This is a genomic window from Micromonospora sp. ALFpr18c, from assembly GCF_008868155.1.
Lineage (GTDB): Bacteria > Actinomycetota > Actinomycetes > Mycobacteriales > Micromonosporaceae > Micromonospora.
Genome location: NZ_WBKR01000047.1, coordinates 20,135 through 32,525 on the forward strand (window position 1 = coordinate 20,135; position 12,391 = coordinate 32,525).

Below are 12,391 nucleotides of genomic sequence, written 5' to 3' on the forward strand. Positions count from 1 at the left end.
CCGCCGTCGGCACGGTGTCCGCCGCCGTCGGCACGGAGTCGGCCGCCGTCGGCACGGTGTCCACCGCCGTCGGCACGGCGTTCACCGCCGTCGGCACGGAGTCGGCCGCCGTCGGCACCGTGGCGGCCGGGCGGGTGGCCAGGATCGGTTCGGTCACCTCGTCGGGGGCCGGTTCCACCAGGCGGAAGCTGGCCCGCACCGGGCCGCCTGCGGCGTCGCGCTGCCAGGTGTCCAGCTCGCCGCGCAACGTGTCCAGCGCCGCCGGATCGACGGTGAACTCGCGGTGCGGGCCGGCGAGCGCGGCCAGCCAGGCCGGTGCCGGGCCGCCCGGGCGCACCCCGCGGGCCAGCGTGGTGGTCGCGAGGGCGGCCCGCGCGGCGGCGTCGGTCAACGCGTCCAACGCGTCCGCGACCAGCGCCTCGGCCGCCAGTTCGGTGCCGTCGGGGCCAGCCGTGGCCCGGGCGGCGGGCGGCAGGGCCAACGCCAGCGACCGCGCCCAGCCGGCGTCGGTGCCGGTCAGCAGTGGACGCCACACCGCCCGTGCGGTCACCACAGCGCCGTCCCCGGCCGACAGCGGTCCGGCCGCCCGCGCGGTCACCTCGGCCCCATCCCCGGCCAGCAGCGGTCCAGCCACCCGCGCGGTCGCCTCAGTGTCAGGACCCGTCGTGCTGACGCCCGGGAGGACGCGGCCCCGGGCCACCAGGTCGGTGGCGAAGTCGGCCAGCTCGGCGAGGTGGCGCAGGGTCGCGCCGGGCACCACCGGGACGTCGTCCAGGGCACGCAGCAGCGGCAGCGCGTCGTCCGGGGCGTACACCAGGATGGGCACCCGCCACCCGGCCAGGGTGAGCCGGCCGCGGGCCGGGGGTGCGACGGCGGTCCGGATCAGCTCGGGTGAGTCGGTCGGCGCGCCCGCCCGGGTGGGCAGGGTGACCAGCGCGGTGTCCGGACGGGCCGGCTCGGCGGCGTCGGCGAGGGCGGCGACCAGGTCGGCGTGCCCGGCGGCGAAGGGGTGCGGGCGTTCCCGGGGCGGCCGGCCGGAGCGGGTCGGAGCGGGAGCGGCGCCGCTGTCCTCGCCCCAGACGGCGAGGCCGCCGGCCGAGCCGTCGCCGGGCAACCACAGCCCGTGGATGACCAGCACCTGCTCCCCCTCGTCGCCGCCCGCGCCCAGGATAGGCGGCCTCGTGGACGAGCTTCCGCACCCCACCTACGCGATCTTGGACTTTGTGTCGACGTTGTGCGTGAGAGGCACCTTTCGCCGCGACAAAAAGTGCAAGATTGCGTGGGGTGGAGGTGGGGGTTACGACGGGTTAGCGTCGGGGGCATGGTTGACCTGGTCGTTGTTGGCGGACTTGGGGTCGACGTGCGGGTGCGGGTGCGGGTGCGGGTGCCGGCGCTGCCGTTACCGGCCGCTGATTCGCACACCGTCGAGCCGATCGAGCTGCGGATCGGCAACACCGGCGCCGGGGTGGCGCTCGCCGCCACGGCGGTTGGCCTGCGGGTACGGGTGGTGGACACCCTCGGCGCGGACCCCCGCCCCAGCCCACCGGGGCCGGCGGGCCAGACCGGGCCGAGCGTCGGATCGATCCTCTGATCCATCCACCGACCCTAGCGACGGAACAGCTCCAGCGCTGCCCCGCTAACCGCTGCGGGCGGCCGACACGACGGGCAGGATGGGCGCATGGCTTCATCCGTGCAGATCCTCCTCGTCGGCGGCACGGCGGACGGGCAGACCGTCACCGTCGAGTTGGACACCAATGGCCGCCCGCCGCTGACCCACCACCACCTCGGGTCCGGCGGCCTGGCCCAGGCGCAGATCTACGAGCTGGAAAACGCCCGTGAGGAGTCCCGCGAGTGGCGCTACCGGTGGACCGGCCCGGCGATGTGACCCGCCGGCTCAGACCCGGGTCAGGGTCTGGTTGCGCAGGCTGTCGAGCACGCCGCGGGTGACCTCGGAGGTGCCCCGGGCCTGCTCGCACACCTCCGCGACCCGTCGGGCGGTGGCGTCGGCGCGCTGCTCCCGCTCGTCCCACAGCCGGTCCACCTCGGCCAGTAGCGGGCCCTCGACCTCCCGTTCCACGCCGCGCAGCGCCGGCACACCGAGACGTTGGGCCAGGTCGAAGACCTTGCCGGCGTACGGCAGCGGCAGGAACGGTGTGCCGACCATCGCCGCGAAGATCAGGAAGTGCAGGCGCATCCCGACGGCCAGGTCGAAGTGGCGCATCAGCCCGAGGATCTGCTCCGGCGAGTACGTGCCGTGCAGGATCCGCCCCCGCTCGGCGGCGACCATGTGGGACAGCACCCCGTGCGAGTGTCGGATGTCGTCGCGTTCCATCGGCACGAACAGCACGTACGCGTCGATCCGGTGCACCAGGAAGTCACCGATCTGGGCCAGCAACCGGTGGTAGCCGTCCACGTCGAGGCGCTCGGCGGCCCGTCCCGGCTCCCGCACGCTGATGCCGACCAGGCGTTTGCCGGCCGGCACACCCTCCTCGGCCAGCAGGTGGGCCGGGAAGTCGGCCGGTTCCAGGAGGAACGCCGGGTCGGCGGTGACCGTGATCGGGTTGAGCAGTCCGGCCTCCTCCAGCACCATCCGGGACTCCTGGTCCCGGACCGTCACCTGGGTGGCGCTGGCCAACGTCTCCCGGACCATGCCGGTGTCCACCGCGTCACTGAGCGGCCCGACCCCCACCGCGTACGTGATCAGGGGCAGGCCGCGCTCCTGGGCGACCCGGACGACCCGCAGGTAGCGGCGGGCCTCCCGGTCGTAGAGGATCCCGCCGCCGCCCAGGATGAGCAGGTCGAGCTGGGCCAGCACGAGAGCGGAGTCGGTGCGGCTGACGCCCTCCCAGGGCACCGCCTCGACGTCCGGATGGGCGGCCCGGGTGTGTTCCGGGTTGCGAGAGAAAACGATGATCCGGGCATTCGGTTCCTGCGTGCGCAGGTCGGTCAGCAGACCGGTGAGGATCGCCTCGTCGCCGAGGTTCCGGCCACCGTACGAGCCGAGCACACCGATGGTCAGTCCGGCGCCGTGCGTCATCCGTCGCTCCTCCCCAGGTGCGGTCTGCGCGGGTTTCCCGCTGGGCAGGTGAACAGTCCTGCCGGGGAGACCGCCCCGGGGCCGGCTCAGTCGACCGGTTCGATCCGTTTGGCCATCTGCTGGGCGGTGACCTCGAAGCCCAGGCTGCGGTACAGCCCGATCGCCACGGTGTTCGAGCCGAAGACGTTCAGTCCCAGCTCGGGTACGCCGAGTTGGGCCAGTTCGGCCTCCATGAGCTGGATCATCCGCCGTGCGTACCCGCGTCCCCGGTGCGCGGAATCCACCTCGATGTTGTGGATCCAGGCCCGGCGCTTGTCGGTCGCTCCGGCCGCTCCGGGCAGCGTCACCCAGATCCAGCCGACCTCGGTGTCGCCGACCCGGGCCACCCGCAGCAGCGCGCCCTCGGTGACCGCGCCCGCCGGCAGCAGCTGCCGAAGCTGGAGCGCGGAGTGCTCCAGGGCGGCCTGCGGGGTGAACCCGCGGTGCGCGGCCAGATCCTCGGCGTACGCCCGCTCCAGCGGCCCCAACAACCGGTCCAACTCCTGCCCGGTCATCGGTGTCAGGTGAAGTGTCACCGACCCCTCCCTTTCGTGATCACGAGGTTGACGGACGATCTGATCTCAACAATGCCCGCCAACCTCATGATCACCCCGAGGGAGGGGTTGGGGAATGGGGTTGTTGGGTCGGGCGGGACGCCCCGGCTGCTGGGCTGCGTCGACGACGGCGAGTGGGTGGCCCTGGTCTTCTCCGATGTGGAGGGTCGACACCCGGCCACGCCGTGGCGGGCCGACGAACTGAACCGCGTGCGCAACGCCCTGGAGGTGAGGGCCTGCGCGCTCACCGGCGTGTACGCCGGGCTGGCCGGGTTCTTCGCCGACAGCGCCCGGCGCCCGCCGCCGCAGGGCATCCCCACCGTCCGCGCGTTCCAGCAGGCCCAGGCCGACGCCCTGCTCCCCTGGCTGGCCCAGCGCCTGGCCTGACCCGCTGGGCCTGCCGCGGGCCGGCACCGGCCCGGTCGGTCAGCTGCGGCGGCGGTCGCGGCCCGGTGTCAGGAGGACGCCGGTGCCGACTCCAGCCGGTGCGCCAACTGCGTCAGGTCGTCGAGACGGACGTCGCCGTCGAGGCCCTTCAACGCGGCGGTCACCGCGCCGGACGCCCGCCCCGCCTCCAGCCCCACCTCGGCGTCCTCGACGACCAGGCAGCGCGCCGGCGACACGTCGAGCAGCGCGGCGGCCCGCAGGTAACCCTCCGGGTCCGGCTTGCCCGCGCGGACCTCCTCGACCGTGACCAGCACGGGAGGGTCGATGCCGGCGGCACCGAGCCGGGCCGTGGCCAGCCGGGCGTCGGCGCTGGTCACCACCGCCCAGGGCAACCCCAGCCGGGCCAGCGTCCGCAGCAGCTCGTGGGCACCGGGGGTGGGCGTCACGTCGGACAGGTCGTCGTACTGCAACGCCAACTGACGGGCCGAGGCGGCGGCGACCGCCGAATCGTCCAGCCCGGGCAGCAACCGGCGCACGGTGCGGTCGGCGGGACTGCCGTGCGCGATGGCCAGCGCCGCCACCGGGTCGGTGTCGTATTCGGCGGCCCATCGCTCCCAGGCCCGCTCGACGGCGGCGTCGGAGTCGACCAGGGTGCCGTCCATGTCGAAGAGCACCGCGTCGATGCCGGACAGATCCACGACCAGAGCATAGGGCGGTGCCCCGTTGAGCCGATCTCGGACCTCGGCGGTCGGTGGGTCAGGTGGGGGCGCCGACCGGGTGGGTGAGGAACGGCAGCACGACGGCCGGCAGGGTTGGCGCGCCGACGATGTCGGCGTGCGTATGGCCGGGCAGCACGGCCAGTCGGGCGGCGGGACGGTCGGTGCCGTCCCCTCCGGCGTCGCGGTGCCCGCCGCCGAGCAGCCCGTAGAACTCGGCCACGTGGCTGATCGGGATCGCGTCGGCGTCGGCGAAGACCAGCAACGTCGGCGTGCTCAGCCGGGCCACCTCGCCCGACCAGTCGTAGTCCCGACGCAGCAGGTCACCGCTCTTGGCCCACAGTCGCGGCCAGTCCTGCAGTCGCGGGGCGACGCGCTCGTAGAGCAGGTGCGGTGGCGTGCCGCGCATCTGTTCGCCGACCCGCTCGTCCTGGCCGGCCATGGCGGCCAGGGCCTGCGGATACCACCCGGCGCGCCGGCACGGCGTGGACACCAGCACCAGCCGCCGCACCAGCGCCGGATGCTGGATGGCGGTTCGCAACGCGACACCGCCGCCCAGTGAGTAGCCCAGCACGTCGGCCCTGGCCAGCCCGAGGAGGCCGAGGAGCGCGGCGACATCGTCGGCCATCGTCTCGTAGCGCAGCGGGCGGTCGACGTCCGCGGTGCGCCCGTGGCCCTGCAGGTCGACGGTGATCACCCGACGTCGACCGCGCAACGCCGGGACGATCGGGGCGAACATCTCCCCCGACCCGTAGCCGCCGTGCAGCAACACCAACGGCCGGCCGTCGCCGTCCGACTCGTGCCAGAGCCGCAGCCCGTTGACCTCGGCGTAGCTCACCCGGCCTCCCGCTCGTCGGCGTCACCCGTCCCGATCCAACACCGGACGAACGACGTCGACGAACACAATGCGGCGATTCGTCCGTACCTCGATCGCGGCGAGCCAACGGTCGCGATGCCGGTCCCGCAGCGGCGCTGCCGCGTCGCCCGGCTCGTCGCCGAGCCGGCGCTGGTCGGCGTACTCAGTCGTGAGACTGGCCAGCACCGACCGGGCCGCCGCCGCGACGTCCGCCGGACCCTCCAGCAACACCAGGTTGTACGCCTCGTCGACGGCGCGCATCGCCGTGTACGCCTCGTCGTAGCCGGACGTCGGCTCGCTCTTGGCAGCCTCCAGCCAGCGCCGGTCCAACTGCCGGTACGCCCGGTCGCAGGCGCTCAGGAACCCGACGTACGCCTCCCGCCGCAGCTCGTCGCGGCGGGTCGCCCGCCGCTCGGCGCTCTCCTGGCCGGCGACGGTGAGCTGATGGGCCAGTTGCCGGCGGGTGCTGAGGGCACCGACCAGCCCGGTCAGGGCCGCGGCGGCCAACGTGGACAGTGCGGTGATCAGCGCGACGGCGACGGTGTCCTGCACGCGCCCATCATCGCGTGGCCCGGGCAACGCCCCCGACGGGGAGTGCGCCTGCCGGTCGACCCCGTCCACCCTCACGTGACGCCTATTGCCGGTCGCTCTTACGGCCCACCCGGATGCCGTCAAGGCGCAGCTGCCGGTGGACCCGGTCCGCGCCGTAAGACCGATCAGTTACTGAACCCCGACGAGCCGAGCTGCGTTGTAGTTATCGCCCGTTCCTGTTCAGGAAACACCAGCCTAGGAGGATCCCGATGTATGGACACCCATATCGACCGCCAGAACGGATAGGTGGTGAGAGGATGACAAGGTCCTGGGATAATACAGATATCAAGGATCGCATCTCAAGCGACCTCGTTGCGGAAGTTCGCGCCACAGCAACGGAGGTACCGGAGGCACGCCGGCAGGTGTCGGAGCCCGCGCCGACACGAGGTGGCTTCCCCCATGCCCTGTTCCCAGTTCCGGTCCCAGTCGCAGCCCCCCAATCGCTGAGTCCGGCAGGTATCCCCCGTCTCCCTGTGCCGCCGAATCCCCCGGGCAGCGGCCGACCCCAACCGCCGCAGCCGGTGGTCGACCAGCGGCTCAACCCGTCGGCCGTACCCTTGTGGGAAACAGCCTCTTTGGTCAGCAGCGTCCCGGGGCACAGTCCCGGCGCTTCCGGCCGGCCGGGACCTAGTGGTCAGATCCCCCACGGCCCGTGGACTGTCTCCAATACGAATGGCCAGGGTGGCGTTGTCTCAGCCCCGGGGCGAAAGTGACTTGGGCTTACAACTCCCAACTCTTTGAGTGTTGGAGTCGGCACACGGCCCGGCGTTGCCCTGTCTGTCAGGCTGAGATGAGGCAGCCATTCCGGGAGCGTTAGGCTTGCCGGGAGACAGGAAGAGGATCATCGTGACGCTACCCAATACGCCTGGTGAGCAGGGTGGACGGCCGAAACGGCGAACGTTCACGGCGGAGTACAAACTACGCATTGTGGCGGAGTACGAGGCGGCGAAGGTCGCTGGTGAGGGTGGGGCAATTCTGCGTCGGGAGGGCCTGTATCACTCGCACATCCTGGAGTGGCGGGCCGCCCGTGACGCGGGCGCGTTGACCGCTCTGGGCACCCGAAAGAGCCCGGTGTCTGAGAGTCGGCGCCGCAGCGGCGAGGCGGCAGAGATCGAGCGGTTGCGGCGGCGCAACGAGCGTCTGGAAGCGGACCTGGCGCGGACGAAGACCGCGTTGGAGATCATGGGAAAAGCGCACGCGCTCTTGGAGACGCTGTCCGAGAGCGCGGGCGACACGTCACGGCCGGCCAGGAGGCGCTGAACACGGCGTTCGACAAGCTGATGCCGCTGGTCGGGGTCGCCGGGGCGTGCCGGTTGACCGGTCGGTCCCGCGCCACGCATTACCGGCTGCGGCAGCCGCCCGTGGTGTCGCATCCGCTGCGGCCGAAGACACCCCCACCGTCGACGCTGTCGGCGGCCGAACGTCAGACCGTCCTTGATGTGCTGCATCGCGATGAGTACGCGGAGATGTCCGTGGCGCAGGTCTGGGCCCGTGAACTCGACCAGGGCCGCTACTGGTGCTCACAGTCCACGATGTACCGGATTCTGCGAGAAGCCGGTGAAAGCCGGGAACGTCGCCGGCAGGCCACCCACCCGGCCCGCACCATCCCGCAGTTGGTGGCAAGGGGCCCGTCGCAGGTGTGGTCATGGGACATCACCCGCCTCAAGACCGGGCAGCGGGGCGTGTTCTACCACCTCTACGTCATCATCGACGTGTACTCCCGCTACGTCGTCGGCTGGCACGTCGCAGGCGGCGAAGACTCGCTACTCGCCCGCGAACTCATCGACGACGCCATCGCCCGCAACGGCGTGCGCCCCGAGGTCCTGCACGCCGACCGCGGCTCGTCGATGACCTCGAAACCCGTCGCGGAGTTGCTCGCCGACCTTGACGTCACCCGCTCCTACTCCCGACCCCGGGTATCGAACGACAACCCGTACTCCGAAGCGCAGTTCAAGACCTTGAAGTACTGCCCCGCGTGCCCCGACCGGTTCGACTCCCTGCACCACGCCCGCGAGTTCTGCGCCGAGTTCTTCACCTACTACAACCACGAACACCGCCACTGCGGCATCGGCCTGCACACCCCCGCCTCGGTGCACTACGACACGGCAGGCGACGTGCACGACCAACGGCAGGCCACCCTCGACGCCGCCTGGCGCGCCCACCCCGACCGGTTCACCCGCCGACCCCGACCACCCGCCCTACCAACCACGGTATGGATCAACAAACCAGCAGCTCAACCCACCGAACTACAGAACACCTGAACACGAAAACGTCTCACTTGACTTGACAGGTTCCGTTGTTCCGGCTTGAGATGTTCTGTCCGGGTTGAGGATCAGGCGGGGCTGGAGTTGTAGACGAGCGCGACTTCTGATGATCTTTCGGGTGCTTACGCCAGAAGATCGTTTCAGGAGTCGCGCTCGTGTCGTCATCTTCCCCGATCAGCCCTGTTGTCGACCACCTCGCCGAGCTGGCCTTGTGGGAAGCCGAACTCGCGGTAGACCCGGGTGGGGTTCGCCCGTTGTCGGTGGCGTCGTCGCTGCTCGACCGGCTCCGGCAGGTGCCCGACCCGCAGCGGTTACGAGGACTTCGGCATCCGCTGCTGGTGATCCTGGTGCTGACCGCCTGCGCCACGCTGGTAGCGGGAAACGACTCGGTGACTGCGATCCGGCAGTGGGCGGCGCGGACCCCGCAGGATGTCCTGCACCGCCTGCGGATACGCCGCCGACGTCGTCCATGGCGACGCCCCGATCCCGCACCGGACACGTCGCCCGAGCCCGCGCCGGCACCGGAGCAGGCGCCCGCCACGGAGCTGCCAGCGCAGCCCGGCGACCCGATCGGCACGCCCGGGTGGGTAGCCGCCCAGCCGCCCACCAGCTCGAACCAGACCGCCATCGTCGCCGCCGTCGTCGGAGGCGTCGTGGTCGTCCTGCTGGTGCTGTGCCTCGGCCTGGTCGGCGGCTTCTTCCTGCTGCGCGACGGGAAGACCACCGCGTCCGGCCCGGCGGCCACCTCGCCGGCGCGCCCCCCGAGCGGCCGCGGCCCGAGCGCCAGCCCCTCCCCCAGCCTCGCCGAGGAACCCGTCGTGCCGGGACCGCAGGCCAGCGCGTACCCGGCGGAGAAGATCGAGGACCTGAACTGTTACGCCTCGCATCGATGGTCAGTTGTTGGGCGTCCCCCCAGCTTCCCTCTGACGACCTGGTAATGGCATGATCTTAGGCTCAGCCGGCACCCGCTACAGTCCGGACGGCCCAAAGCCGGCAAGCCGGCCTATCGAGGCTGGGCATGGCTCACGGGCTACCAACTCGACGACCAGGGCAACGCCATCGACAAGCGGGATCTGCGTTCAGCTCCAGTGAATACCGCGAGGCGTCGCGGTCATCCGAATCACCGCTTAGGCGCTGCCGCCTGCCCTGCGCCCTGCTGATTGGTTACAGCTGGACTAGAGGACCCAGAGACCAAATAGGCTGAACTAGAGGACCCGGAGGCCGAATAGGGAGCTGGACTATCTGTTCCGCTTCTAATCATCGAAACAGATGAGGTCGAGGCGCGAGCACGAGCCGCCCTTACTGACTCGATTCGAGCACTCAAACCTTTGTAAAATTCATAGAATCTATATGGATCATTACCCTTCGCATTCCAGAACCTGAATGAGGTATACTCGGCTCGGGAAATCGGAGTATCCGGGGGCAACTCAATTGCGCGAATATTACACGGCTGAGCCATGTCTCTTAGATATCTGGCCGACCATTGCAAATCCTCATCGGTTACCGCATCCTTATCACGCACTTTGCGCTCCTTCGCGTTAAGCGCCGCCCTGACCGGGCTTCATGTTGCGAGACGCCAGCAACCCAGCACCTTCCCGTCATCAACTAAACGGCTGTGGCGGTCGGCAGGTTCACGCCAGGGCTCAGGAAGGTAAACATGAGCCATTTTCATCATGGGTAGCGGGCCCCCTCGGCGACTCGGCGTACAAGGATGGCCCGGATGATCCGGGTGGCGGCGGCGTGGGCAGCAGCACAGCTTGGACCCCCGTTGCTGTCACCGCCCCGGGAGCTGATCTTCTCGGGGGGATTTCCGCTGGTGGTGAAGGGTGGGCGCGGCAGGTTTCGAACCTGCGACCCCTCGCTTGTAAGGCGAGTGCTCTCCCACTGAGCTACGCGCCCGGAACGCCCCGTGTGGCGGGCCGGTGGCTGGCAAGCTTACCTGCTTGCCGCCGGCCCGGACGCACGGCGTACCCCGGTCAGATGGCCGCTTCGGCGAGGGCCTTGCGCCAGCCCTGCTGGTCGCGGGCCCCGCCCGGGCCGTTCATCTCGGCGAAGCGCACCACGCCGGCCTTGTCGATGACGAAGGTGCCCCGGTTGGCGAAGCCGGCGACCTCGTTGAAGACCCCGTACGCCTGAGCGACGCCACCGTGCGGCCAGAAGTCGGCCAGCAGGGGGAACTGGTAGCCCTCCCGGTCGGCCCAGATCTTGTGGCTGTAGACCGAGTCGACGCTGATCGTCAGCACCTGGACGTCGTCGTTCACGTACTCGTTGAGGTTGTCCCGCACCTCGCACAACTCGCCCTGGCAGGTGCCGGTGAAGGCCAGCGGGTAGAAGACCAGCAGCACGGTGCGCCTGCCCCGGAAGTCGGAGAGCCGGACCTCCTGGTTGTTCTGGTCCTTCAGCACGAAGTCCGGTGCCTCGGCACCAACCTCGATGGGCATGCGATCTCCTCGGTCGAGTCAGAGGGACGGCACCAGGCTGCCACACCCGGCGGTACCGACCGCCGGGCGTGCGATGCGGCCGGGCCTACTTCTTGGCCTTGGCCCCGCGGCGCAGCACCAGGCGGGCGCCGCTCCAGTCCCGGCCGGCGTTGACGGTCGAGGTCTGCTGCAGGCCGGCCGTGGGCGCGGACTCCGCGACCTCGCTCGGCTCGACGTGCCCGTCACGCCCCGCCTTCGGCGTGAGCAGCCACACGACCCCGTTGTCGGCCAGCGGGCCGAGGGCGTCGACGAGAAGCTCGAAGAGATCACCGTCGCCGTCGCGGTACCAGACCAGCACCGCGTCGACCACCTCGTCGGTGTCCTCGTCGACAAGCTCTCCACAGCGGTCGGTCAGGGCGTCGCGGAGATCCTGGTCGACGTCGTCGTCGTACCCCATCTCCATGACGACCATCCCCGGTTCGATCCCGAACCGGTCCGCCAGGCTGCGTACCCCGTCGGCGGCCTGACCAGCGGTCGCGCTCACTGTCGCGTGCCTCCTCATCTCGTCCCTGCTCGCGGCGTCGGGACCGACGCCGTCAGGCAAAGTCCACACAGTTGTGCCTCTGCGCGCAAGTGGCGCACCGGGTGGAACGGAATTTACCGTGCCAGCAGCGTACGGGCACCGTCGGTAATGGCTTCCGTGGAGACCAGAACATGACGTGCTGCCGGACCTAATGGTACAAACGAGTCAACTCCGGCCACTCGGCGCGCCGCGCCCACATATCCGGCGTCGACCAGGGCGGCGATCACGCCCTCGCCGACCCCGCCGGACCGGCGTGTCTCGTCCACCACCAGCACCCGGCCCGTCGCGGAGGACTCCCGGATGATGTCGGCCACCGGCAGGGGAGCCAACCAGCGCAGGTCCACCACGCGGGTGCCCACCCCCTCCTCGGCGAGGACCGCCGCGGCCCGCAGCGACATCCGCACCCCGTTACCGAAGGTGATGATGGTCAGGTCGTCGGCCGAGCCCACCTGGTAGACCCGTGCCCGCCCGACCGGCACGTGCCCGGCCACCCACGCGCCCGGCTCCGGATAGCCCGCCAGCCACTCCCCGTCACCCTCGGCGTACAGGTCGCGGGTGTGGTAGAGCGCGATCGGCTCCAGGAACACGCAGACGCTGCCGTCCACCGCCGCGCTCGCCAGGCAGGTCCGCAGCATGGGCGCGGCGTCGTCCGGCCGCGCCGGCACCGCGATCACCAGACCGGGCACATCCCGGAGTACGGCCACCGAGTTGTCGTTGTGGAAGTGCCCGCCGAACCCCTCCTGGTACGCCAGCCCGGCCACCCGCACCACCATCGGGTTACGGAACGCCCCCTGCGAGAAGAACCGCATGGTGGCCGCCTCGCCGCGCAGCTGGTCCTCGGCGTTGTGCAGGTAGGCCAGGTACTGGATCTCCGGCACCGGCAGCATCCCGGCCAACCCCGCGCCCAACCCCAGCCCCAGCACCGACGTCTCGTCGAGCAGGGT

14 protein-coding genes, 1 tRNA gene and 1 pseudogene are annotated in these 12,391 nt (G+C 70.7%); 6 read left to right on the forward strand and 10 right to left on the reverse strand.

The window, feature by feature from the left end; genetic code table 11:
- Positions 1-79: 79 nt before the first annotated feature.
- A pseudogene (locus F8271_RS34145) lies at positions 80-1,138 on the reverse strand (ATP-dependent helicase); the annotation flags it as partial.
- 183 nt (positions 1,139-1,321) lie between these two features.
- Between F8271_RS34145 and F8271_RS11580 the strand changes: the two are divergent.
- Together F8271_RS11580 and F8271_RS11585 are read left to right on the forward strand one after the other, a co-directional pair.
- On the forward strand, positions 1,322-1,591 hold the full coding sequence (locus tag F8271_RS11580; protein ID WP_225854432.1) for a hypothetical protein: 270 nt from the start codon (positions 1,322-1,324) through the stop codon (positions 1,589-1,591).
- 87 nt (positions 1,592-1,678) lie between these two features.
- Positions 1,679-1,885 carry a hypothetical protein gene (locus F8271_RS11585; protein ID WP_151489699.1) on the forward strand — a complete coding sequence of 69 codons (207 nt, stop codon included), beginning with the start codon at positions 1,679-1,681 and terminating at the stop codon, positions 1,883-1,885.
- A gap of 9 nt (positions 1,886-1,894) precedes the next feature.
- Here F8271_RS11585 and F8271_RS11590 read toward each other — a convergent pair whose 3' ends face one another.
- Positions 1,895-3,037: a polysaccharide pyruvyl transferase family protein gene (locus F8271_RS11590; RefSeq protein WP_151489700.1), complete on the reverse strand. Its 1,143-nt coding sequence runs from the start codon at positions 3,035-3,037 to the stop codon at positions 1,895-1,897.
- Between the two features lie 86 nt (positions 3,038-3,123).
- Positions 3,124-3,612, reverse strand: a complete 489-nt coding sequence (locus tag F8271_RS11595) for a GNAT family N-acetyltransferase (protein ID WP_151489701.1) — start codon at positions 3,610-3,612, stop codon at positions 3,124-3,126.
- Between the two features lie 51 nt (positions 3,613-3,663).
- Here F8271_RS11595 and F8271_RS11600 point away from each other — a divergent pair, with 51 nt between their 5' ends.
- The gene (locus F8271_RS11600) at positions 3,664-4,017 is read left to right on the forward strand and encodes a hypothetical protein (RefSeq protein WP_225854434.1); all 354 of its coding nucleotides are present in this window, start codon (positions 3,664-3,666) and stop codon (positions 4,015-4,017) included.
- Positions 4,018-4,085: 68 nt separating this feature from the next.
- Here F8271_RS11600 and F8271_RS11605 read toward each other — a convergent pair whose 3' ends face one another.
- Genes F8271_RS11605 through F8271_RS11615 form a run of 3 tightly spaced genes read right to left on the reverse strand, consistent with a single transcriptional unit; the run spans position 4,086 to position 6,141 of the window.
- On the reverse strand, positions 4,086-4,715 hold the full coding sequence (locus F8271_RS11605; RefSeq protein WP_151489702.1) for an HAD-IA family hydrolase: 630 nt from the start codon (positions 4,713-4,715) through the stop codon (positions 4,086-4,088).
- 58 nt (positions 4,716-4,773) lie between these two features.
- On the reverse strand, positions 4,774-5,571 hold the full coding sequence (locus F8271_RS11610; protein ID WP_151489703.1) for an alpha/beta fold hydrolase: 798 nt from the start codon (positions 5,569-5,571) through the stop codon (positions 4,774-4,776).
- A gap of 21 nt (positions 5,572-5,592) precedes the next feature.
- The gene (locus F8271_RS11615) at positions 5,593-6,141 is read right to left on the reverse strand and encodes a hypothetical protein (protein WP_151489704.1); all 549 of its coding nucleotides are present in this window, start codon (positions 6,139-6,141) and stop codon (positions 5,593-5,595) included.
- 966 nt (positions 6,142-7,107) lie between these two features.
- Between F8271_RS11615 and F8271_RS32355 the strand changes: the two genes are divergently transcribed.
- The 3 genes from F8271_RS32355 (at position 7,108) to F8271_RS11630 (ending at position 9,382) form a co-directional block, all read left to right on the forward strand.
- Positions 7,108-7,440, forward strand: coding sequence for a hypothetical protein (locus tag F8271_RS32355; protein ID WP_192580250.1), 333 nt, complete (start codon positions 7,108-7,110; stop codon positions 7,438-7,440).
- A 20-nt stretch (positions 7,441-7,460) separates the two neighbouring features.
- Entirely contained in the window at positions 7,461-8,441 is a 981-nt protein-coding gene (locus F8271_RS11625; protein WP_151489705.1) for an IS3 family transposase, read from the forward strand.
- A 158-nt stretch (positions 8,442-8,599) separates the two neighbouring features.
- The gene (locus F8271_RS11630) at positions 8,600-9,382 is read left to right on the forward strand and encodes a transposase family protein (RefSeq protein ID WP_192580251.1); all 783 of its coding nucleotides are present in this window, start codon (positions 8,600-8,602) and stop codon (positions 9,380-9,382) included.
- Between the two features lie 889 nt (positions 9,383-10,271).
- On the opposite strand, the gene F8271_RS11635 is transcribed toward F8271_RS11630, so the two are convergent.
- From F8271_RS11635 to F8271_RS11650, 4 genes are all read right to left on the reverse strand, one after another.
- Positions 10,272-10,343, reverse strand: a tRNA-Val gene (locus F8271_RS11635).
- Positions 10,344-10,420: 77 nt separating this feature from the next.
- Complete coding sequence (locus F8271_RS11640; RefSeq protein ID WP_151489707.1) at positions 10,421-10,885, reverse strand: peroxiredoxin; 465 nt, start codon at positions 10,883-10,885, stop codon at positions 10,421-10,423.
- Between the two features lie 85 nt (positions 10,886-10,970).
- Positions 10,971-11,408, reverse strand: coding sequence for a DUF3052 domain-containing protein (locus F8271_RS11645; protein ID WP_110565654.1), 438 nt, complete (start codon positions 11,406-11,408; stop codon positions 10,971-10,973).
- A gap of 113 nt (positions 11,409-11,521) precedes the next feature.
- Positions 11,522-12,391, reverse strand: an 870-nt coding sequence (locus tag F8271_RS11650; protein ID WP_305069480.1) for an alpha-ketoacid dehydrogenase subunit beta, incomplete at its 5' end; no start/stop codon positions are given.

What these genes read in the sequence shown, in the direction of transcription:
- F8271_RS11590 (WP_151489700.1), bottom strand. Translation starts at nt 3,037, where the DNA reads ATGACGCACGGCGCCGGACTGACCATCGGTGTGCTCGGCTCGTACGGT.
- F8271_RS11625 (WP_151489705.1), top strand. Translation starts at nt 7,461, where the DNA reads ATGCCGCTGGTCGGGGTCGCCGGGGCGTGCCGGTTGACCGGTCGGTCC.
- F8271_RS11600 (WP_225854434.1), top strand. Translation starts at nt 3,664, where the DNA reads ATGCCCGCCAACCTCATGATCACCCCGAGGGAGGGGTTGGGGAATGGG.
- F8271_RS11585 (WP_151489699.1), top strand. Translation starts at nt 1,679, where the DNA reads ATGGCTTCATCCGTGCAGATCCTCCTCGTCGGCGGCACGGCGGACGGG.
- F8271_RS11640 (WP_151489707.1), bottom strand. Translation starts at nt 10,885, where the DNA reads ATGCCCATCGAGGTTGGTGCCGAGGCACCGGACTTCGTGCTGAAGGAC.
- F8271_RS11580 (WP_225854432.1), top strand. Translation starts at nt 1,322, where the DNA reads ATGGTTGACCTGGTCGTTGTTGGCGGACTTGGGGTCGACGTGCGGGTG.